The 19,251-nt window shown below is 56.1% G+C and carries 18 protein-coding genes and 14 tRNA genes; 27 read left to right on the forward strand and 5 right to left on the reverse strand.

All coding sequences use genetic code 11. From position 1 onward, the window contains the following. Positions 1–86: 86 nt before the first annotated feature. Positions 87–1,367, reverse strand: coding sequence for a serine--tRNA ligase (gene serS, locus OS242_RS13020; RefSeq protein ID WP_267152218.1), 1,281 nt, complete (start codon positions 1,365–1,367; stop codon positions 87–89). Between the two features lie 408 nt (positions 1,368–1,775). Between serS and OS242_RS13025 the strand changes: the two genes are divergently transcribed. Continuing rightward, positions 1,776–4,271, forward strand: coding sequence for a DUF3656 domain-containing U32 family peptidase (locus OS242_RS13025; RefSeq protein ID WP_267152126.1), 2,496 nt, complete (start codon positions 1,776–1,778; stop codon positions 4,269–4,271). 264 nt (positions 4,272–4,535) lie between these two features. Here the strand turns inward: OS242_RS13025 and OS242_RS13030 are convergent, their stop codons facing one another. Beyond that, positions 4,536–4,880, reverse strand: a complete 345-nt coding sequence (locus tag OS242_RS13030; protein ID WP_267152127.1) for a hypothetical protein — start codon at positions 4,878–4,880, stop codon at positions 4,536–4,538. A gap of 248 nt (positions 4,881–5,128) precedes the next feature. Here OS242_RS13030 and OS242_RS13035 point away from each other — a divergent pair, with 248 nt between their 5' ends. The 19 genes from OS242_RS13035 to OS242_RS13125 all read left to right on the forward strand — a co-directional run bounded on the left by OS242_RS13035 (position 5,129) and on the right by OS242_RS13125 (position 12,846). After that, positions 5,129–5,629, forward strand: coding sequence for a hypothetical protein (locus tag OS242_RS13035; protein ID WP_267152128.1), 501 nt, complete (start codon positions 5,129–5,131; stop codon positions 5,627–5,629). Positions 5,630–5,759: 130 nt separating this feature from the next. Then, on the forward strand, positions 5,760–7,262 hold the full coding sequence (locus OS242_RS13040; protein WP_267152129.1) for an anthranilate synthase component I family protein: 1,503 nt from the start codon (positions 5,760–5,762) through the stop codon (positions 7,260–7,262). 100 nt (positions 7,263–7,362) lie between these two features. Beyond that, entirely contained in the window at positions 7,363–7,950 is a 588-nt protein-coding gene (pabA, locus tag OS242_RS13045) for an aminodeoxychorismate/anthranilate synthase component II (RefSeq protein ID WP_267152130.1), read from the forward strand. Then, positions 7,935–8,780, forward strand: coding sequence for an aminotransferase class IV (locus OS242_RS13050; RefSeq protein WP_267152131.1), 846 nt, complete (start codon positions 7,935–7,937; stop codon positions 8,778–8,780). The genes pabA and OS242_RS13050 overlap by 16 nt, the downstream gene beginning before the upstream one ends. Before the next feature lie 104 nt (positions 8,781–8,884). Continuing rightward, positions 8,885–9,898 (forward strand): NAD-dependent epimerase/dehydratase family protein, encoded by a 1,014-nt coding sequence (locus OS242_RS13055; RefSeq protein WP_267152132.1) that lies wholly within the window; start codon positions 8,885–8,887, stop codon positions 9,896–9,898. Between the two features lie 123 nt (positions 9,899–10,021). Further along, positions 10,022–10,097: transfer RNA gene (locus OS242_RS13060), tRNA-Lys, on the forward strand. Positions 10,098–10,109: 12 nt separating this feature from the next. Continuing rightward, positions 10,110–10,194: transfer RNA gene (locus OS242_RS13065), tRNA-Leu, on the forward strand. A 5-nt stretch (positions 10,195–10,199) separates the two neighbouring features. After that, positions 10,200–10,275, forward strand: a tRNA-Ala gene (locus OS242_RS13070). A gap of 7 nt (positions 10,276–10,282) precedes the next feature. Further along, a tRNA-Thr gene (locus OS242_RS13075) sits at positions 10,283–10,358 on the forward strand. Positions 10,359–10,362: 4 nt separating this feature from the next. Further along, positions 10,363–10,439: transfer RNA gene (locus OS242_RS13080), tRNA-Glu, on the forward strand. Between the two features lie 4 nt (positions 10,440–10,443). Beyond that, positions 10,444–10,520, forward strand: a tRNA-Asp gene (locus OS242_RS13085). Between the two features lie 19 nt (positions 10,521–10,539). Continuing rightward, positions 10,540–10,615, forward strand: a tRNA-Phe gene (locus OS242_RS13090). A gap of 30 nt (positions 10,616–10,645) precedes the next feature. Then, positions 10,646–10,720, forward strand: a tRNA-Gly gene (locus tag OS242_RS13095). Between the two features lie 9 nt (positions 10,721–10,729). Next, positions 10,730–10,806, forward strand: a tRNA-Ile gene (locus tag OS242_RS13100). 206 nt (positions 10,807–11,012) lie between these two features. Continuing rightward, positions 11,013–11,705, forward strand: coding sequence for a CoA transferase subunit A (locus tag OS242_RS13105; protein WP_267152133.1), 693 nt, complete (start codon positions 11,013–11,015; stop codon positions 11,703–11,705). Between the two features lie 35 nt (positions 11,706–11,740). Next, the gene (locus tag OS242_RS13110) at positions 11,741–12,400 is read left to right on the forward strand and encodes a CoA transferase subunit B (RefSeq protein ID WP_267152134.1); all 660 of its coding nucleotides are present in this window, start codon (positions 11,741–11,743) and stop codon (positions 12,398–12,400) included. Positions 12,401–12,537: 137 nt separating this feature from the next. Further along, positions 12,538–12,613, forward strand: a tRNA-Lys gene (locus OS242_RS13115). A gap of 53 nt (positions 12,614–12,666) precedes the next feature. After that, a tRNA-Gly gene (locus tag OS242_RS13120) sits at positions 12,667–12,741 on the forward strand. Positions 12,742–12,761: 20 nt separating this feature from the next. Then, positions 12,762–12,846 (forward strand) — tRNA-Leu (locus OS242_RS13125). A 290-nt stretch (positions 12,847–13,136) separates the two neighbouring features. On the opposite strand, the gene OS242_RS13130 is transcribed toward OS242_RS13125, so the two are convergent. Further along, positions 13,137–13,505: a hypothetical protein gene (locus OS242_RS13130; protein WP_267152135.1), complete on the reverse strand. Its 369-nt coding sequence runs from the start codon at positions 13,503–13,505 to the stop codon at positions 13,137–13,139. Between the two features lie 41 nt (positions 13,506–13,546). Next, entirely contained in the window at positions 13,547–14,827 is a 1,281-nt protein-coding gene (locus OS242_RS13135) for an MFS transporter (RefSeq protein ID WP_267152136.1), read from the reverse strand. A gap of 205 nt (positions 14,828–15,032) precedes the next feature. Here OS242_RS13135 and OS242_RS13140 point away from each other — a divergent pair. After that, positions 15,033–15,121 (forward strand) — tRNA-Ser (locus OS242_RS13140). 161 nt (positions 15,122–15,282) lie between these two features. Here the strand turns inward: OS242_RS13140 and OS242_RS13145 are convergent. Then, the gene (locus OS242_RS13145) at positions 15,283–15,414 is read right to left on the reverse strand and encodes a hypothetical protein (RefSeq protein ID WP_267152137.1); all 132 of its coding nucleotides are present in this window, start codon (positions 15,412–15,414) and stop codon (positions 15,283–15,285) included. 373 nt (positions 15,415–15,787) lie between these two features. On the opposite strand from OS242_RS13145, the gene OS242_RS13150 reads away from it, so the two are divergent. The 6 genes from OS242_RS13150 to OS242_RS13175 all read left to right on the forward strand — a co-directional run bounded on the left by OS242_RS13150 (position 15,788) and on the right by OS242_RS13175 (position 19,131). Further along, positions 15,788–15,875, forward strand: a tRNA-Ser gene (locus OS242_RS13150). A 132-nt stretch (positions 15,876–16,007) separates the two neighbouring features. After that, positions 16,008–16,280, forward strand: a complete 273-nt coding sequence (locus OS242_RS13155) for a hypothetical protein (protein WP_267152138.1) — start codon at positions 16,008–16,010, stop codon at positions 16,278–16,280. A gap of 224 nt (positions 16,281–16,504) precedes the next feature. Then, positions 16,505–16,936 carry a hypothetical protein gene (locus OS242_RS13160; RefSeq protein ID WP_267152139.1) on the forward strand — a complete coding sequence of 144 codons (432 nt, stop codon included), beginning with the start codon at positions 16,505–16,507 and terminating at the stop codon, positions 16,934–16,936. A gap of 149 nt (positions 16,937–17,085) precedes the next feature. Further along, positions 17,086–18,180: a hypothetical protein gene (locus OS242_RS13165; RefSeq protein ID WP_267152140.1), complete on the forward strand. Its 1,095-nt coding sequence runs from the start codon at positions 17,086–17,088 to the stop codon at positions 18,178–18,180. A gap of 25 nt (positions 18,181–18,205) precedes the next feature. Continuing rightward, positions 18,206–18,406, forward strand: a complete 201-nt coding sequence (locus tag OS242_RS13170; protein WP_267152141.1) for a hypothetical protein — start codon at positions 18,206–18,208, stop codon at positions 18,404–18,406. A 146-nt stretch (positions 18,407–18,552) separates the two neighbouring features. Then, positions 18,553–19,131, forward strand: coding sequence for a C39 family peptidase (locus OS242_RS13175; RefSeq protein ID WP_267152142.1), 579 nt, complete (start codon positions 18,553–18,555; stop codon positions 19,129–19,131). Positions 19,132–19,251 lie beyond the last annotated feature (120 nt).

Genomic DNA, 19,251 nt, shown 5'->3' on the forward strand with positions numbered 1-19,251 from the left:
TATCGTGTTTGCGACTCTTTGCCAGTCTGAACGATCACAGGGAAATGGATCGACCTGTTCTTTCCGGCTCGCTTTCTGTCATTCTTTTATTCCGGTCGGATCTCTTCCATCCCGTTCATGTACGGCCGCAACGCGACCGGGATATAGATCGACCCGTCCTCGCGCTGGTGATTTTCCAGCAGCGGGATCAGAATGCGCGGCGTGGCGACGGCTGTGTTGTTCAGCGTGTGGCAATACTGGAGAGTGCCTTGCTCATCCCGGTAGCGGATGTTCGAGCGGCGGGCTTGGAACTCCCAGAGGTTCGACGCCGAGTTGGTCTCGCCGTAGCTCTCGCGGCTCGGCATCCACGTCTCGATGTCGTATTTTTTATATACGCCTTGCCCGATATCGCCTGTGCAGACCGCAACGACGCGGTAGGGGACCTCTAAAAGTTGCAGCAGGTCTTCCGCATTTTGCGTGATCTCTTGCAACAGGCGCTCCGACTCGTCCGGGTCGTTTTTGCAGATCACGACCTGCTCCACCTTCGCAAACTGGTGGACGCGGTACAGCCCGCGCGTGTCGCGTCCCGCCGATCCTGCTTCGCGGCGGAAGCAGTTCGAGACGCCTGCGAGGCGGATCGGCTCGCTCACATCGACCGTCTCGCCGCTGTAGTACGAGACCAGCGCGACCTCCGACGTGCCGACCAGCCATTTTTCATCGCGGGGCAGTTCGTACGTCTGCTCCCGGCCCGACGGGAAAAATCCGGTGTTGGTCATCATCTCTTCCCGCACCATCAGCGGCACGTCCATCGCCGTAAAGCCGCGTCCTGCCAACACATCGAGAGCGAGTTGCTGCACGGCGCGATGCAAAAACACACCGATCCCGGTCATGTAATAATTGCGACTGCCGCCGACCTTGACCCCGCGCGGCAGGTCGAACAGCCGGTGCATCTCGCCGAGCGTCACATGATCGCGGATCTCAAAGTCGAACACAGGCAGTTCCCCGACGCGGCGCACCTCGACGTTTTCCTCATCCGACCCACCCACCGGCGTGTCCGGCGAGATGATGTTCGGGACGAGCAGCATCAGCTCGCGATACGCGGCTTCGACCGTCAGCAATTCCGCCTCCAACTCCGTCAGGCGGGCGTTGACGGCGCGCACCTCCGCTTTTTTGGCTTCCATCTCGTCTTTTTTACCTTGCTTGGCCAGTTCAGGCATCGCCTGCGAGAGTGTGTTGCGCTGCATGCGCAGACCTTCTACCTCCAGCAGCAGTCTGCGGCGTTCGTTGTCCACGGCGAGCAGTTCGGGGATCGAGACCTCGATGCCTTTGTGGCGAGCCACCTCTTGTACCTGATCGGCGTGTTCGCGAATAAATCGGATATCCAACATGATTTTCTTCATCCTTTCTCCTGAAAAAATACAAAAAGCGCCCCTGTCCATTGATTGGGACGAGGGAGCGCTGTATGATTCAGGTCTCGCGGTGCCACCCAACTTGACCGCTTCTTGCCCGCAGGCGAGACGCGATCCGCTTTGGTTCCGCTGTAACGGGCGGTACCCGGTATACTTAGAGGGAATGACTTGCCAGAAACAGACCCCGGTCGCACACGCCTCCGAGTTGGATGCTCATCATCGGCCTGATACGCATTGTCAAGATTTGCTTTATTATACGATAGCTTTTCACGAAATGACAAGGAGCATTCGGGGGAAAATGAAAGTAGGACGAATGACGGGAAATGAATTATACTAGTAGAGTTTGGTACTTATGACATGACACAGGGAAAAGGAGACTTTCTATAGATGGCACAAACACAACTGCGACGCGAAGACATCGAATTGCTCGCTCCGGCGGGCAACTGGGAAGCGATGCGGGCTGCTGTCGCCAACGGAGCCAACGCTGTCTTTTTCGGCGTTGAAAAATTTAACGCACGGGCCCGGGCGAACAACTTCCTGATGGAAGAACTGCCGGACATCATGAAATTTTTGCACCTGTACGGGGTAAAAGGGTTTCTGACCTTCAACATCCTCGTCTTTGAAAACGAGCTGGAAGACGCCAAAGAGCTGGTCGAAGCCTGCATCGACGCGGGTGTGGACGCGATCATCGTCCAAGACCTCGGCCTCGTGAAAATGGTCCGCGAGATCTCGCCGGACTTCCCGATCCACGGCTCGACGCAGATGACGATCACCTCTGCCGAAGCGGTGGAGTTTACCAAGCAATACGGCATGGAGCGGGTCGTCCTCGGCCGCGAGAACAACCTCAAGCAGATCCAAAAGATCCACGAACAGGCGCAACTGCCTTTGGAAGTATTCGTCCACGGCGCGCTGTGCGTCTCCTACTCCGGCCAGTGCCTGACCTCGGAGATGTGGGGCGGCCGTTCGGCCAACCGGGGGGAATGCGCGCAGGCTTGCCGTCTGCCGTATGACATGATGGTCGACGGCGAGCACAAAGAGATGGGCAACATCGCCTACGTCCTCTCGCCCAAAGACCTCGCCGCTCTGGAGATCGTGCCGGAACTGATCGAAGCGGGCGTCACCTCGTTCAAGATCGAAGGTCGGATGAAATCGGCCGAGTACGTCGCCAACGTCGTCAGCAAATACCGCAAAGCGATCGATGCCTACTTTGCCGGGGAGAAATACGACCCGAGCATCATCGACATCCAGGAGTTGGAGCAGTCGTTCTCGCGCGGTTTCACGCCGGGCTTCCTGCTCGGGACGAACAACAAGACGCTCGTCGACGGCACCTTCCCGAAAAAGCGCGGCGTCCTGCTCGGCACCGTGCAGAAGATCCTGCGCGACGCGGTGCTCGTCGAGCTGAACGCGCCGCTCAAGCGCGGGGACGGCATCGTGTTTGACGCGGGCGACCCGACACAGGACGAAGAGGGCGGCCGCGTGTACGACCTGCGCGTCAAAGGCAATAAAATCGAAGGCTCGGTCGACCAAGGCACCTACGAGATCGTCATGGGCCGCAACGACGTCGACCTGCGCCGCGTCAACGTCGGCGACAAAGTGTGGCGCACCTCCGACCCGGAGTTGGAACGCCGCCTGCGCAAAACGTACGACACCGAAAAGCCGTACCACACCTTCCCGGTCGACGTGCACGTGTTCGGCAGCGTCGGTCAGCCGCTCGTTGCCACGTTCAAAGATGTGCGCACCGGCCACGAAGTGACCGTGCACTCGGAAAAACCGGCCGAAGCCGCGCTGAAGCGTCCGCTCGACCAAACGGTCCTCAGCGAGCAACTGGGCCGACTGGGCGGCACCGTTCTCCACCTCGGTGAACTCACGATGGATCTGGAAGGCGACGTCATCGTGCCGATGTCTGAGCTGAACAAGATGCGCCGGGAAGCGGCTGATCGATTGATGGACCTGCGTGAACAACCGCCGCAGTACACCAAGCGGGAGATCGACGTCTACGAAGACGCGCATGTCCCGGAGCCGGTGGACGGCAACGACGCGCGCCTGATCGCGCTGTGCCGCTCGCTGGAGCAGATCGAAGCGGCGGGGCAGACCGATGTCGACTACATCTACGCCGACTTTGAGTTTGTCAAAGACTACCCGAAAGCGGTGGAGACCGCCCGCAAGCACGGCAAAAAGATCGCCCTTGCCACGCCGCGCATCCTGATGCCGGGCGAGATCGGCATCCTGCGCCAGATCATCAAACATCAGCCGGACGGCGTACTGCTGCGCAACACCGGTGCGGTGCAATACTTTGTGCAGGAGCGACCGGAAGGGATTGAGCTGATCGGCGACTTCTCGCTCAACCTCGCCAACCACAAAGCGGTCAACCTGTTCTTGGAGCGCGGCCTGTCCCGCGTGACGGCGTCCTACGACCTGAACACCGAGCAGATGGTCGACCTGCTGTCCCAGTCGGACACGAGCAACGTCGAGGTGGTCATCCACCAGCACATGCCGATGTTCCATACGGAGCATTGCGTGTACTGCACCTTCCTGTCCGAAGGCACCGACTACACCAACTGCGGCCGTCCGTGCGAAGACCAGCGCGTCTCCTTGAAAGACCGTGTCGGCATGGAGCATCCGGTCCGCGTCGACACCGGCTGCCGCAACACCGTCTACAACGCCATCGACCAATCGGGTGCGGAGTTCCTCTCCGAATTCCTGTCCTACGGCGTGCAGAGCTTCCGCCTCGAATTCCTCGAAGAAGAAGGCGGTCGTGTCCAAGAAGTGATCAAACTCTATCGCCAAGCCCTGCGCGGCGAGATCACCGGCACCCAAGTCTGGAAAAACCTCAACGCCACCAACCAACTCGGCGTCACCCGAGGCCAACTGGTCAAAAAATAAGAACAAAGAGCCCGCCCACCTCACCCGTGGACGGGCTCTTTTATCGATCAAAAAAAATGCGTCAAGAACCCTGTCAACAAAACCCTGTTAAGTGCCCTCAAGAACTAAGAACATGCAAAATACCCTCAAGAACCCTAAAAAGAACCCAAGGAGTAACTAGTCCTCAATCAAGCGCCTGTCCGACCACAAGAAAGAGCCTTGTCTCCCTACCAGTAGGAAGACAAGGCTCTTTTAGGCCGTCAGGCCACCACATTTCTGCTCAGATCAAACGATCAGATGGATCTCGGTGGAGAAGTAACGCTCGTATTCCGACTCGATCTCGTCGATCAGGCGGTCCCAGATCGCTTCCGGATTGTTCAGGTGTTTCGCTTCCACTTTCGGGAAGATCGAGCCCGATTTGAGTTGGGACGCGAACGCTTCACCGTGGATGAAATCGATTTCAAACTCGTCGAGGTCGGAGTAGATCTTGTCCAGATCGATCTTTTTCTTCAGCTCGCCCGGATCTTTCAAGCTGTCCTTGATCTCGGTGACCATCGAGACAAACTCATCTTTTTTCGTGGTGACAACTGTGCGCAGAGCATTTTCAAAATCTTTTTCGTTTGCGATCATTCGACACAACTCCCTTGGCTGAAACTTTCGAATCTGTGAATCACTTCGACACTTGTTTGACGACTCCTCTCCCAATCAGAGGACAGTTCATTAAAACTTTCTGTTACAGAGGAGGAATTCGAGCTCTTAACCGAGAATCTCTCTTCTAAATCACGGTGACGAAATGAGTCGGTTATTGACGGATCCTTTTACCGTGGTAAAATAAACTTATACTTGCATACTTTCGTTTTGAAACAGGAGGACTAGGGATGAGCGTTGACAATCGAGTAGAAACGAACGGCGCTACGGTGCGGAATATCATCGAAGGTTGCGGTGTATTCCAGTCGCGCGTGACCAAACTGCTTGCAGAAAAAGGAATTACCGATATCAAACTGGACGGTTGGTATCCGCTGGGCACTGTCCTTGATATCATCAAAGAGCTTGCTAAGTCGGTCGGTCCGAACATCCTGTCCGAGATCGGCAAAACGGCTCCGAAAAACTCCGTCTTCCCGCCGGAGATCGACAGCTTCGAAAAGGTGCTCGTCGCGCTCGACTTCGCATACAAAGCGAACCACCGCAACGGCAACATCGGCAAATACGAAGTGATGCAGCTCGAACCGAAGAAGTACCATGTCAAGTGCGACAACCCGTACCCGGCAAACTTCAACCTCGGTCTGCTGCGCGGTCTGTCCCGCAAATTCTCCACGCTCGTTCGCATCGAGCAAGTGGACTCCCCGCTCGAAGGCGGCGAGTTCATCGTCAAGTGGTAGGATTGCCCGCCACAGTTCCAATCAATACGTTCAAAGACCACCTTGCGATCCCCGCAGGTGGTCTTTTCTGTGTGCAAAGACGAGGGACGACAGCAGAAATTGAGTACGATATAATGTGAAGGGAAATCAGATGACAATGTGGAGGAATCTCGCCTTGGAGATCAACGATTTGTTTACATATAAAGAGCGCGGGTTCCGCCTCTATCCGATCCACCGCACCCTGCACGACATCCCGCCGCATCCGGCCGACCTGTATGAGCGGCTCGGCTGGCAAGGACACGGTCACTTTTTGCTGGAGTCGGGCAAGATGGGCGAGTGCTCCTTTATCGGGGGAGATCCGTTTGCCGTGCTGATCGGCAAAGACCAGGACGTCACGTGGATTCATCGCGGCGGACACGAGCATCTGCTGGGCAATCCTTTAGATATTTTGAAAGAAAAAATGGCTCAGTATCAGGCCCCGCGCCTGCCGCACCTGCCCAAATTTCGCGGCGGGGCGGTCGGAATGCTCTCCTATGACATGATCCGCTATATCGAACGCATGCCGGAATCGACAGACGATGACCTGCAGACCCCCGATCTCTATATGCTGTTTGTGGACGAACTGTGCGTCGTCGACCACCGAACGGGGGAGGTGCATCTGATCGTGCACCTCGACCTCCATGCGGACGATCTGGAGGCGGCGAGGGCTGCCTGTGAACAGCGTCTCGACGAGTTGGAGCTCCAAGCCCGGAGCGGGGCGTCCCGTGTGCCGGCGTTTGAGCAGACGACGCAGGGAACGGGCGAGTTGGAGCGTTCGATCTCGGAGCAAGACTTCTGTGCGGCGGTCGAAGCGGTGCAGGAGTACATCCGGGCGGGCGACGTCTTTCAGGTCAACCTGTCCGTCCGCCAAGGGCGCGCCTTGGGGGCGGCACCTTACGAGATCTACCGCCATCTGCGCGAGATCAACCCGTCACCGTATTCGAGCTACATCCATCTGCCGGAACTGCAGATCGTCTCGTCTTCGCCGGAGCTGCTGGTCGGCTGCCGCGACGGCAAGGTCGACACCCGCCCCATCGCCGGGACGCGGGCCCGCACCGGCGATGACACGCGCGACCGCCTGATGCTGGAGGAACTGCGCACCAACGAAAAAGAGATCGCCGAGCACATCATGCTCGTCGATCTGGAGCGCAACGACCTCGGGCGCGTCTGCCGCTACGGATCGGTGGAAGTCAACGAGCTGATGGTGATCGAGGAGTATTCCCATGTCTACCACATCGTCTCGAACGTGCGGGGCGAGTTGGCCGAGGGCAAGGACGTCTACGACCTGATCCGCGCCACTTTCCCCGGCGGCACGATCACCGGTGCGCCGAAGATCCGCACGATGGAGATCATCGAAGAGCTGGAACCGACCCGGCGCGGGCTGTACACCGGTTCGATCGGCTGGATCGACTTCGACGGCGACATGGAGCTGAACATCGTCATCCGCACGCTGCAGGTGCAAAACGGCAAAGGCTACGTGCAGGCCGGAGCGGGCATCGTCATCGACTCGATCCCCGAGCGCGAATACAAAGAATCCCTGCGCAAAGCCAAAGCGGTCTGGGTCGCCATCGAAGCGGCCGAAGCCAAAAAACGCGAGGAGGAGGCAGCCCGATGATCTTGATCGACAGCAAAGACTGCGATGGATGCCAACACGAGCAACATGTCGGCGAACAGGATCACGCACGAGTCTGCCGCAGCAAGGGAGGTGCGATTCGATGATTTTGATGATCGACAACTATGACTCGTTTGTCTTTAATCTTGTCCAGTATCTCGGTGAAATGGGTCACGAACTGGTCGTTCGCCGCAATGATGAAATCACCGTCGAGGAGATCGAGCAAATGAACCCCCGCGTCATCGTCATCTCGCCCGGCCCGTGCACGCCGAACGAAGCGGGCGTGTCGCTCGATGTGATCCGCCGGTTTGCCGGGCAGATCCCGCTGCTTGGCGTCTGCCTCGGGCACCAGTCGATCGCGCAGGCGTTCGGCGGCACCGTCATCCGGGCCGAACGGCTGATGCACGGCAAAACGTCGAAAGTCTTCCACGACGGCCGCAGCGTCTTCCAAGACGTGCCGAGCCCCTTCACAGCCTGCCGCTACCATTCGCTGCTGGTCGAGCGCGAGTCGTTCCCGGAGTGCCTCGAGATCACCGCTTGGACGGAAGAAGGGGAGATCATGGCCTTGCGCCATCGCGAACTGGCGGTGGAGGGCGTCCAGTTTCACCCGGAAGCGATCCTCACCGAACACGGCAAACAACTGTTGCAAAACTTCCTCGAACGGCAGGGGCTGGCATGCACGTCTGTCTGAACGGCCGTATCGTGCCCGTCGCCGAAGCGACAGTTTCGGTGCTCGATCACGGATTTCTGTACGGAGCCGGGCTGTTTGAAACGATGCGCACCGTCGGCGGCCGCCCGATGTTTTGGCTGGAGCATGCGGCGAGACTGCGCGAGTCGGCTGTCTCGATCGGCCTCTCCGTGCCGTGGAGTGACGCAGAGTTGGAAGCGTGGATCATCGAGACCGTACAAGCCAACGCGCTCGCAGAAGCCTACGTCCGCCTCACCGTCACGCGCGGGGAAGGCGCGCTCGGTCCGAGCGGCCAAACGTGCGCCCGGCCGACCTTGGTGATCTACGTCAAAGAGTTGGTGCTGCCCTCGGCCCGCGTCTACGAGACGGGTCGTGATCTCATCGTCTTCGAGACCCTGCGCCAAACCCCGGAAACACCCGTCCGCGTCAAATCGCACAACTACCTCAACTCCCTCCTCGCGTACCGCGAGCTCGAACAGCGCGGTGCCGCAGAGGGCATCCAACTCACGGCGACCGGCTTTGTCGCAGAAGGCGCAGTGTCCAATCTGTTCTTCGTCGTCGACGGTCAGCTCTGGACCCCCTCGCTCGACACCGGCATCCTTCCCGGCATCACCCGCGCCTGGGCGATCCGGGAGGCTCGCGAAGCGGGCCTCGACGTTCGCGAGCATCGCTTTGGTGTAGAGGATCTTCGGACGGCGACAGAAGCGTTCACCACCAGCTCCGTCGTCGGACTGATCCCCGCCGTCTCCATCGAGGGAACCCCGTTGGGAGACGGAAAGATCGGCCCGGTCACAGATCGATTGATGACCGCATGGAAGCAAGTGTCCCGGTAACTGCACCGGGGCACTTTTCTTTTGAGAAGGTATTTTTTGACAGGTTGCGAAATAGGGTAGGAGGAGCTTCCTTATGGAGTCTCTTGAAAGGGGAGGTTGTCACGATGAAACTTTTGATTTTGGGCGGTACCCGTTTTCTCGGTCGCTACCTCGTCGAAAACGCGCTGGAACGCGGTCACGAGGTCACGCTGTTCAATCGCGGCCAGTTTGACCCGCACGTCTTCCCGCAGGTGGAAAAGCTGACGGGCGACCGGGACGGAGGACTCGACGCACTGCAAGGGCGCAGATGGGACGCTGTGATCGACACCTGCGGCTTTTACCCGCGCATCGTGCGGATGTCGGCCGAGCTGTTGAAAGATCACGTCGGGCACTACACGTTTATCTCCAGTGCCTCCGTCTATGCCGACCTGTCGCAGCCGGTCGACGAATCGTCCGCCGTCGCGACCATGCCGCAGGACAAACTGGACGAGATCCAGACGGGCAACTCCGGTCCGGCGTACAACGAATACTACGGCGCGCTCAAAGCGTTGTGCGAAGAAGCGATTGAAGATGTGATGCCGGGGCGTGCCTTGCACATCCGCGCCGGGTTGATCGTCGGTCCGCACGACTACAGCGACCGCTTCACCTACTGGCCGTCGCGCATCGCCAAAGGAGGCCGCGTACTGGCTCCGGACATGCAGGGGCGACCGATCACCGTCGTCGACGTGCGCGACCTCGCAGCGTGGATCGTGCGCAGCGTAGAGGCGAGACTGACCGGTGTCTGCAATTGCAGCGGGGCTGCGACGACGATGGAAGAGATCTTGGAAGCTTGCAAAATCGCGTCCGGCAGCGACGCACAGATTGCATACGCAGCAGAGTCCTTTCTGAAAGAGCAAGAGATCGCACCGTGGGGCGAACTGCCGCTCTGGCTGCCGTCCGACGGTCCGATCGGCATGTACGAGATCAACAACGACAAAGCGTTTGCCGGCGGCTTCACGGCGCGTCCGATCTTGGACACCGTGCGCGACACGCTGGCCTGGGATCGGACGCGTCCGGCCGACCTCGAACGCAAGGCGGGGCTCGATCCCGAGAAAGAAGCAAAAGCCCTGCAAGCATGGGGTTCGGGAGCCGCCCACTAGGCTCCCGATTTTTTTTGCAAAAACCTCTTGCAATCTAGCAGGCAGTCATGATATATTTACACCTGTCGCCGCGAGAGATCGCCACCGACGAGAACGAAAGCAGTTCAGTTTGAAACACAGCATGAGTCATTAGCTCAGTTGGTAGAGCAGCTGACTTTTAATCAGCGGGTCGAAGGTTCGAGTCCTTCATGACTCACCATTTTTATAACATGCGGTCGTGGCGGAATGGCAGACGCGCACGCTTGAGGGGCGTGTGGGGTTTCCCCGTGGAAGTTCGAGTCTTCTCGACCGCACCATTTATGGGGGTATAGCTCAGTTGGTAGAGCACCTGCCTTGCAAGCAGGGGGTCAGCGGTTCGAATCCGCTTATCTCCACCATTTCCCCGCCCTTTTAGCTCAGTCGGTAGAGCGCATCCATGGTAAGGATGAGGTCATCGGTTCGATTCCGGTAAAGGGCACCATTTTGGCTCGTTGGAGAAGCGGCTTAACTCACCGCCCTTTCAAGGCGGCATTCACGGGTTCGAATCCCGTACGAGTCACCAATACGGAGCTGTGGTGTAGTGGCCTAACATGCCCGCCTGTCACGCGGGAGACCGCGGGTTCGAATCCCGTCAGCTCCGCCATTTTTACAACGCAATACAAGGCTCGGTAGCTCAGTTGGTAGAGCAGAGGACTGAAAATCCTCGTGTCGGCGGTTCGATTCCGTCCCGAGCCACCATTCTCTTTTGAAAAAGCAACATCACCCGATGCGGAAGTGGCTCAGGGGTAGAGCATCGCCTTGCCAAGGCGAGGGTCGCGGGTTCGAATCCCGTCTTCCGCTCCATTTTTATACGGGCCCATAGCTCAGTTGGCTAGAGCGCACGACTGATAATCGTGAGGTCGGAAGTTCGAATCTTCTTGGGCCCACCATTTATATTAGGGTACGAGCCTATCCGGATATAGCACAGGACGCTGTCATCAGACAGTGTCCTTTTCGCATACTCAAATCAAACTGTGCGGAGAATGTCCTGTTCCAGCCAGTTTTTTTATTTGCGGATAAATGTTATCATAACACTATGAATAAGCTTTCATAAACCCTGCCAGATTGACGGGCACATACATAAGGGGGTCACACCATGAACAAAGTCTATACCAATTACCAAGAAGCGGTCGCGGATATCCACGACGGCGCGACTCTGATGGTCGGCGGCTTCGGCCTGTGCGGGATTCCGGAAAACCTCATCCTCGCTCTGCGCGACAAAGGCGTCAAAGATCTCACCGTCATCTCCAACAACTGCGGCGTTGACGACTGGGGCCTCGGCCTGCTGCTGCAAAACCGCCAGATCAAGAAGATGATCTCTTCCTACGTCGGCGAAAACAAAGAGTTTGAGCGTCAGTTCCTCTCCGGCGAGCTCGAAGTCGAACTCGTGCCGCAGGGCACCCTGGCAGAGCGTTGCCGTGCAGGCGGCGCCGGCATCCCGGCGTTCTTCACCCCGGCGGGCGTCGGCACTCCGGTGGCAGAAGGCAAAGAGACCCGCGTCATCGACGGCAAAGAATACATCCTCGAATACGCGCTCAAAGCTGATTTCTCGCTCGTGAAAGCGCATACCGCCGACAAGATGGGCAACCTCGTCTATCGCAAGACCACGATGAACTTCAACCCGATGATGGCATCGGCCGGTGCGATCACCATCGCCGAAGTCGAAGAGATCGTCGAAAACGGCGCCATCGATCCGGATCACATCCATACCCCGAGCATCTACGTGCAGCGCGTGCTTCAAGGGACGTTTGAGAAGCGCATCGAACGACGCACTGTGCGTCAGGGCTAGACTGATTCTACAGATCGAAAGGGGACACAATACCAATGGCATTGACTCGTGACCAAATCGTACAACGTGCAGCGCAAGAAATCCAAGACGGCTTCTACGTCAACCTCGGCATCGGCATCCCGACGCTCGTCGCCAACCACATCCCGGAAGGTCTGAGCGTCGTGCTTCAGTCTGAGAACGGGCTGCTCGGCATCGGGCCGTACCCGACCGAGGCGGACATCGACGCCGACCTGATCAACGCCGGCAAAGAGACCGTCACCGCCATCGACGGCGCGGCGTATTTCACCTCGGCGGAGTCGTTCGCGATGATCCGCGGCGGCCACATCGACATCGCCATCCTCGGCGCGATGGAAGTCTCCGAAAAAGGCGACCTCGCCAACTGGATGATCCCGGGCAAGATGGTCAAAGGCATGGGCGGCGCGATGGACCTCGTCCACGGTGCCAAGCGCGTCGTCGTGACGATGGAACACACCAACAAGCACGGCGAGACCAAAGTCCTCAACGCGTGCAAACTGCCGCTGACCGGCAAGCAGGTCGTTCACCGCATCATCACCGACCTCGCTGTCATGGACGTCACCCCGGATGGCCTCGTCCTGCGCGAAGTCGCACCGGGCCACACCGTCGAAGAGATCAAGTCGAAAACCGAACCGACCCTGATCATTCCGGCAGAAGGCGTCAAAGAAATCGCGATCTAATGGAGACAACGAACGCTTCCTGATCTTGGAGGCGTTCTTTTTTCTAACAGAAGGTTGCACATTTCTTTGAAACCTGATATATTATTAGACGTTGACCCGGTCAACACGGTTATAGTTTCTTCTCAATAGAGTATGACGAGTCATTAGCTCAGTTGGTAGAGCAGCTGACTTTTAATCAGCGGGTCGAAGGTTCGAGTCCTTCATGACTCACCACATGGCATCGTAACATCTTACTAAGTCGAGGAATGCCAGTCATTCCTTTGTCTGCGGAAGTGGCTCAGGGGTAGAGCATCGCCTTGCCAAGGCGAGGGTCGCGGGTTCGAATCCCGTCTTCCGCTCCATTTTCACCTTATCTCGATATGCGGTCGTGGCGGAATGGCAGACGCGCACGCTTGAGGGGCGTGTGGGGTTTCCCCGTGGAAGTTCGAGTCTTCTCGACCGCACCAACTGAAGACAGGAAAAAAGGTTCTTGGAGATCTCCAAGAACCTTTTTTCTTGCGTTTGTTTCGACCTCTTCCCTTACTTCATCGCGAAACTCGCGAGGGCACCCGCAAAGAACAGCGCAGCCCAGAATTTATAGGCTTGGTAGCGACAGAACATCATCGTACCTTCCTCCTTTCTCATGCCAAAATAGAGGGCTGTGGTAAACCGTATGCGGGGCAGGTTGGCCATGTTGCAGAAAAAAACCACAGTCCGCACGGGACTGTGGTTTTTCGGTTACACAGGGAGTCTCCTATTAATGAAGCAACGATTCATCCGAGATCCCGTTTTCCCCGAGATCCGGCCGATCCGCCGGACGGGTGATCATATCGCCGTTCGGCTCGACGACCGATTGCAGAAACTGGGTGTCAGGCTCCGACGGCTTCTGTGCGGCGGGGCCGCTGCCTGTCAAAAGCGTGTGCGCCTTTGCTTGCGAGGCCGGTCTGCTGTCGCGCCGCATGCCCTGCGCAAGGCGACCGCCGTCTACTGAACCTAACAACCGTGTCGCACCGGACGACAACGCCCGTTTCGCCGCCCGCCGCGCATCCGGCGACAGGGCGAGCACAACCCCGGCGACCGTCAAGGCGAGTCCGAGCGGATTGGCGCGGGATGATCTCTTTTTCACAGCCCATACCCCCTTTACTTACCAGTAGTATGGCGGCAAGGCTAGTGAATCATCCGGCCTTTCGTCTCTTTCGTCAGGAGGATCGCCAGCAACGACAGCGAGCTCGCCAGCATGAGATAGATCGCGACCGGCACGTAGGAGTTGTCATACCGGCTCAGCAACGCCGTTGCGATCAGGGGTGCCGTACCCCCGGCAAGAGCCGCTCCGAGCTGGTAGCCGAGCGTTACGCCGGTGTAGCGGACCTTCGTGGAGAAGATCTCCGAGTACAGCGTGCCGAGCACCGCCGTGATCGGGGTCCAGATGATGCCAAGACCGATCACGTTGGCGAGAATAAGCAGCCCGTTCGATCCCGTATTCACCAGCATGAAGTAGGGGAACGTGTACAAGATCATCGCCACCGTGCCCCACAGATAGAGCGGACGGCGACCGACCCGGTCGGCCAGGCGGCCCATCACCGGGATCAGCAGCACACAGACCAGCGTCGAGATCGTGATCGAGTTGAGCACGACGGTGCGATCCATGTTCACAAACTTCGTCGCATACGAGATGATAAACGTCGAGAAGATATAGAACGGAGCGGTCTCCACCACTTTCATCCCGGTGGCGAGCAGGACTTCCTTCCAATGATGTTTGAGCGTCTCCACCAGCGGCACCTTCGCCACCTCGCCGCTTTCTTTGACCTTCTGGAACGCCTCCGACTCTTCAACCCCGTTGCGAATCCAGAAGCCCACCCCCACGAGCACAGCCGAGATCAGGAACGGCACACGCCAGCCCCAAGAGAGAAACTGCTCGTCTGTCGTCAGGAACGTTGTCAGCGACATCGCAAACGTCCCGAGCAACAGCCCGATCGGCACTCCCATCTGCGGCACCGACCCGTACAACGCCCGCTTCTTTTCATCCGAGTGCTCCACCGCGATCAACAGCGCACCGCCCCACTCGCCGCCGATGCCCATCCCTTGGATCACACGCAGCGTCACGAGCAAGATCGGAGCCAACACCCCGATCGACTCGTAACTGGGCAGCAAGCCGATCAGGACGGTCGACACGCCCATCAGCATCAACGTCGCCACCAGTGTCTTTTTGCGCCCGATGCGGTCGCCGATGTGCGCAAACACGATCCCGCCCAGCGGCCGGATAAAGAACGGCAACGCAAAGGTCAGATAGGAGAGCATCAGCCCCACTACCGGGTCAAAGCTCGGGAAGAACAGCTTGTTAAACACCAACGCCGTCGCCGTCCCGTACAGGAAATAGTCATACCACTCAATCGAGTTGCCCACCAAACTCGCGATCAGCGCCTTCCGCTGCTGCCTCGCATTCGCCATACCGATCCCTCCTGTTAGCAGTACGAATTTAGAAAGTTCGTACAAAAATTCTATGAAGAACAAGAGGAATCCTGCACAATTTTCAGTAAAATGTGAGGTGCGAGTTAATTTGTAATTAGAAAAAGTGTTGGCACTTCTGGAATCGATATCTTCTTGACGAGTCACGCCTGACCTTGTATAGTATAAAAGTAACTTTCACACACACGGAGAGGTACCGAAGTGGTCATAACGGGGCGGTCTTGAAAACCGTTAGGGGGCAACCCCACGCAGGTTCGAATCCTGTCCTCTCCGCCATACTCACCTTACTTGGAAACTGTTACTCATGCCGATAGGAGCAATCCTGTCGGCTTTTGCGTTGTATGGGGTCTATCCAAGGAGGACTCAATCGGCTATAAGGTTTCTACGCAAAGAAGAGACCACTTCGAGTGGTCTCTTCTCGTACAGCATCCAATAATTTATTCGCAACCGGAATACCCAGGAACATAAGGACATTCTAACGATTCGGTCGTGTTCGTTGCAGCGGCTACTCCAACCATCGAAAAGGAAATCATCGATACAAGACCCAGTAAAGCAAGAGCTTTTTTCATGAGAAAACCTCCTTTGAATTGGGATGTGAAGTAATTATACAATAACAATTTATTTTTGTAAATCATTAAATTTCAATCTATTATCACTCTTCAAAACAAAGTGTGGGCTGTGCGTAGGAGATAGAGACATCGTTTTCCGAAAGCAATCAATTGATTTAATGCTTGGTGAGGCACTATCAAAAAAACATGTAGATAAATTGTTCGGTTATGATATAACGAGTTGTATTTCCTGATGGGGTTGCTAAATAGCCAAATGAGGTTTGGGGATAGTACAAAGACATATCATTATAAGAATGAGACCGCAAGGCTACACCACATGCCAAATCAATCACCCAACAACGATAAATCCGCGTGATAACAGGCATTCACACACGGAGAGGTACCGAAGTGGTCATAACGGGGCGGTCTTGAAAAGCGTTAGGGGCAACCCCACGCAGGTTCAAATCCTGTCCTCTCCGCCATCTACATACAAATTACGTGCTGACAGGTAAATGCCTGTCAGCTTTTTTATGACTTGGTTATTAGGATTGTTTTACTAGCGAGGCAGATGCTACTCTGTTTATACAAGAGCGGTCAGCGGAGGAGGAAGCAGGATGACAAACGAACAGTTGCTGTTGCAAATTGGTCGTATGATGGGGGACACAGTGCGAGAGGCCGTCCAGGAGATGAAAGCGTACGTGCATGAGGTCGTACAGGATAGTGAAGAACGGTTGACTCGCAAAATCGAGGAAGTGGACGAGCGCCTGTCTGCTAGAATGGATGAGTTGCAAGCATCGTCCCAACGCTCCCTGGACGAGACGGAAGAGATGGCTTTGCAGATCGCCGCCACATTTGAACGAATCGAGAGGATCGAGGGCGTGCTATAAGTGCGGCGAAGTAATGTAAACATGAAATAATGCCTGACATAACGGAGAGTTGGCCAATCGGTCAACTCTCTTTGTTTATGACCGCCTATAATGTTTGACCGAGTTTACGTGCTGACAGGTAAATGCCTGTCAGCTTTTTTATGACTTCCTCTTTAGGATTGTTTACCCAATCAGGCGGATGTTACGCTGTCTGTATAAGAGCGAGATGCGGAGGAGGATGCGAGATGACAAACGAACAATTGCTGTTGCAGATCGGTCGCATGATGGGCGAGACCGTGCGAGAGGCGGTACAAGAAAGCGAGCAACGCATGAGAGTGTATGTCCAAGAAGTTGTGCAGACCAGCATTCAAGAGAGCGAGCAACGGATGAAAGAGTATGTGCAAGAGACTGTACAAGCCAGCGAGCAACGGATGAAAGGGTATGTGCAGGAGGTCGTACAAGCCAGCGAACATCGCATGAAAAAGTACGTGCAAGAGACCGTACAAGCCAGCGAACAACGGTTGACTCGCAAAATCGTGGAAGTGGACGAGCGCCTGTCTGCTGGAATGGATGAGTTGCAAGCATCGTCCCAACGCTCCTTGGACGAGACGGAGGAGATGGCCTTGCAGATCGCGGCCACATTTGAACGAATCGAGAGGATCGAGTGTGTGCTATAAGTGCGGCGAAGTAAGGAGCTGGTGGGACGGACGACCCATCGGCTCTTTTTGTAGGTTCTCTTGAGACAGGAATGATAACGTGCTGACAGGTCTATTCTTCATGTATAATTTAATGAAAAATCGCATCTTTCAGGAGGAAGCACCTACACATGCAGACGAGCCAGCATCAAGCACAATCTGATCGCGCGATGGTTTCGAACGAAGCGGCGAAGTCCAACTCGGGCGCAGCATCACTTCAAGGGAGCGCCGCATACTCTGCCATTCTGGTGATGCAGCAAAAAATCGGCAACCAAGCCACCGCAAAGCTGTTGCAGAGAAGGCAGGCGGCTCAAAACCAGCCACCGATTCAACGGATGAAAGACGCGGAGTTTCAACAAGCATTCGGCGTTGCCATGAACATCAACAAGAAATTGACCTTGTTTGGTGAAGTGATGAAGTTCAAAAAGTGGTTGAAGGGCACGATTCGGGATAAGACCGATCTGAGCGTGGATGAGTACATGGACCAAAAGGAGTTTACTTCTGAGACCTTGGAAGGATATATCGCCCAGTACAAGGCCTTTCGGGATCTCGTCGGGCCGGAAGTTGCCAGCAACAAAAAAGCAGATGTGCCGGTACCGCAAGGCATGTTTTTGGTGGCGAGTCAATCGGAACTCGAGGCCGGGATGTATACGGACGGGGTGTCTCCTTGTGTGGCGGTCGGGTTTCAGATCCAGACGGAGGAGGAGGACGATGTGTTGGCACTGGGACACTTCGACAGTTTCACTTCGCCAAGCCTCCTGACCACGATGTATAAAGCGGCGCTTCAAAAAGCGGGCAAGAACATCGAACAGGTCTCGAATGTCACCATCAGTTTGGCAGGCGGGATCTCATCCCCTCAGCATGAGGATTCCAGTGAATTATCCGGTCCTGAGTTGTTCAAGCAATTGGCGGAAATCGCGGATGCATTGAAGGCGGACGCGTCCGATAAAATCCAAGTCATCAAAAGGCCTTCCATTGACGATCAGGACGTGAACGTCAGGCTTGACTCGAACAAAGGGATGGAACGGTACAAAAAATCGCTCGTGAACCCTGCGATGTCGGATCAACTCAAACAGAATCCGCAAGCGTTGAAAGCGACCAAATTTCTTCTTGAAAACGGCCAACACCTGACGAACAACAAAGGGGTGTTGGATCAGTTCGGCGTGGAGAATCGGAACAAGTTGCAGAATTCGGTAAAGGCGGCTGAGGAGGAGTCCGAGAATTGATGCACGTTTTCCAGTGACGCAACGCATGAAAGTGCATGTCTTAGAGGCTGTGCAGGCCAGCGAAGAGCGCTTGACTCATAGAATCAACGAACTGGACGAGCGCTTGACTCTCGCGGTGGATGAGTTGCAAGAATCGATCCGGCGGTCCCTGAACGAGACGGAGGAGATGGCGCAGCAGATCGCGGCCACGTTTGAACGGTTGGGGAGAATCGAGGAGGTTTGTTAACCACGTCTTAGAGTGGACTTCTACGGAAGTCTGCTTTTTTTGTTTGAAAATAATCAACTATTCTATATTTATTGACTTGAATGGACTATCCATGATAATCTGTAGATAAATGAAATTATCACATTATTTCACGGAGGTTTACATCCATGTTCAAAAAATTGTTTGCTACCCTTGCTCTGTCTGCTGCTGTCATGACCGCTGCTGTGGTCACTCCCGATCTGGTAGCTCCGCAAAAAGCGGAAGCGTCCTTCAACACCTGGCTGTATAAGCAATACTCCTCTCCGTGGGGCGATGACCTCATGGGCGGCGGTGACACGATGAGCGAATCCGGCTGTCTCGTCACTTCCGCAGCGATGGCGCTGCATCACAAAAACATCGCCATCTACGGCCTGGCTGCTGACCCGGGCAGCCTGAACTCCTGGTTGAAGTCCAACGGCGGCTACTCCGGGAACCTAATGGTGTGGAGCGCGCTTCCGAAGCTTTCCTCCCGCATCACCTTCCAAGGCCGTTACACCGGCGGCACGTCCCTCTCCGCTTCCACGCTGCGTTCTTATCTCGACGCAGGCAACAAAGCGATCATGGCAAACGTTCGCTCCGGCGGCCACTGGGTCCTCTTGACCGGCCACAACGGCGGCACGACCTTCTACGTCAACGACCCGGGCTACAGCACCACTTCCTACAGCTACTCCTCCATCGTCGGGTACGGCGTATACACCATCAACTAATTGTGAGCGGTGTGCCACACTTGCAGATCGAAAACAGTATGTGCTGACAGGCAAATGCCTGTCAGCTTTTTACGTATCCGGCTTTTTCGATAAAAGGTACACGTGTTATACTGTTTCTAT

Origin of the sequence: Tumebacillus lacus, assembly GCF_026410385.1 — a bacterium.
Lineage (GTDB): Bacteria > Bacillota > Bacilli > Tumebacillales > Tumebacillaceae > Tumebacillus > Tumebacillus lacus.

What these genes read in the sequence shown, in the direction of transcription:
- OS242_RS13035 (WP_267152128.1), top strand. Translation starts at nt 5,129, where the DNA reads ATGAGCGTTGACAATCGAGTAGAAACGAACGGCGCTACGGTGCGGAAT.
- OS242_RS13105 (WP_267152133.1), top strand. Translation starts at nt 11,013, where the DNA reads ATGAACAAAGTCTATACCAATTACCAAGAAGCGGTCGCGGATATCCAC.
- OS242_RS13055 (WP_267152132.1), top strand. Translation starts at nt 8,885, where the DNA reads ATGAAACTTTTGATTTTGGGCGGTACCCGTTTTCTCGGTCGCTACCTC.
- OS242_RS13040 (WP_267152129.1), top strand. Translation starts at nt 5,760, where the DNA reads ATGACAATGTGGAGGAATCTCGCCTTGGAGATCAACGATTTGTTTACA.
- OS242_RS13170 (WP_267152141.1), top strand. Translation starts at nt 18,206, where the DNA reads ATGAAAGTGCATGTCTTAGAGGCTGTGCAGGCCAGCGAAGAGCGCTTG.
- OS242_RS13175 (WP_267152142.1), top strand. Translation starts at nt 18,553, where the DNA reads ATGTTCAAAAAATTGTTTGCTACCCTTGCTCTGTCTGCTGCTGTCATG.
- OS242_RS13135 (WP_267152136.1), bottom strand. Translation starts at nt 14,827, where the DNA reads ATGGCGAATGCGAGGCAGCAGCGGAAGGCGCTGATCGCGAGTTTGGTG.
- serS (WP_267152218.1), bottom strand. Translation starts at nt 1,367, where the DNA reads ATGTTGGATATCCGATTTATTCGCGAACACGCCGATCAGGTACAAGAG.
- OS242_RS13030 (WP_267152127.1), bottom strand. Translation starts at nt 4,880, where the DNA reads ATGATCGCAAACGAAAAAGATTTTGAAAATGCTCTGCGCACAGTTGTC.
- OS242_RS13160 (WP_267152139.1), top strand. Translation starts at nt 16,505, where the DNA reads ATGACAAACGAACAATTGCTGTTGCAGATCGGTCGCATGATGGGCGAG.
- OS242_RS13165 (WP_267152140.1), top strand. Translation starts at nt 17,086, where the DNA reads ATGCAGACGAGCCAGCATCAAGCACAATCTGATCGCGCGATGGTTTCG.
- OS242_RS13145 (WP_267152137.1), bottom strand. Translation starts at nt 15,414, where the DNA reads ATGAAAAAAGCTCTTGCTTTACTGGGTCTTGTATCGATGATTTCCTTT.
- OS242_RS13110 (WP_267152134.1), top strand. Translation starts at nt 11,741, where the DNA reads ATGGCATTGACTCGTGACCAAATCGTACAACGTGCAGCGCAAGAAATC.
- OS242_RS13025 (WP_267152126.1), top strand. Translation starts at nt 1,776, where the DNA reads ATGGCACAAACACAACTGCGACGCGAAGACATCGAATTGCTCGCTCCG.
- OS242_RS13155 (WP_267152138.1), top strand. Translation starts at nt 16,008, where the DNA reads ATGACAAACGAACAGTTGCTGTTGCAAATTGGTCGTATGATGGGGGAC.
- OS242_RS13050 (WP_267152131.1), top strand. Translation starts at nt 7,935, where the DNA reads ATGCACGTCTGTCTGAACGGCCGTATCGTGCCCGTCGCCGAAGCGACA.
- pabA (WP_267152130.1), top strand. Translation starts at nt 7,363, where the DNA reads ATGATTTTGATGATCGACAACTATGACTCGTTTGTCTTTAATCTTGTC.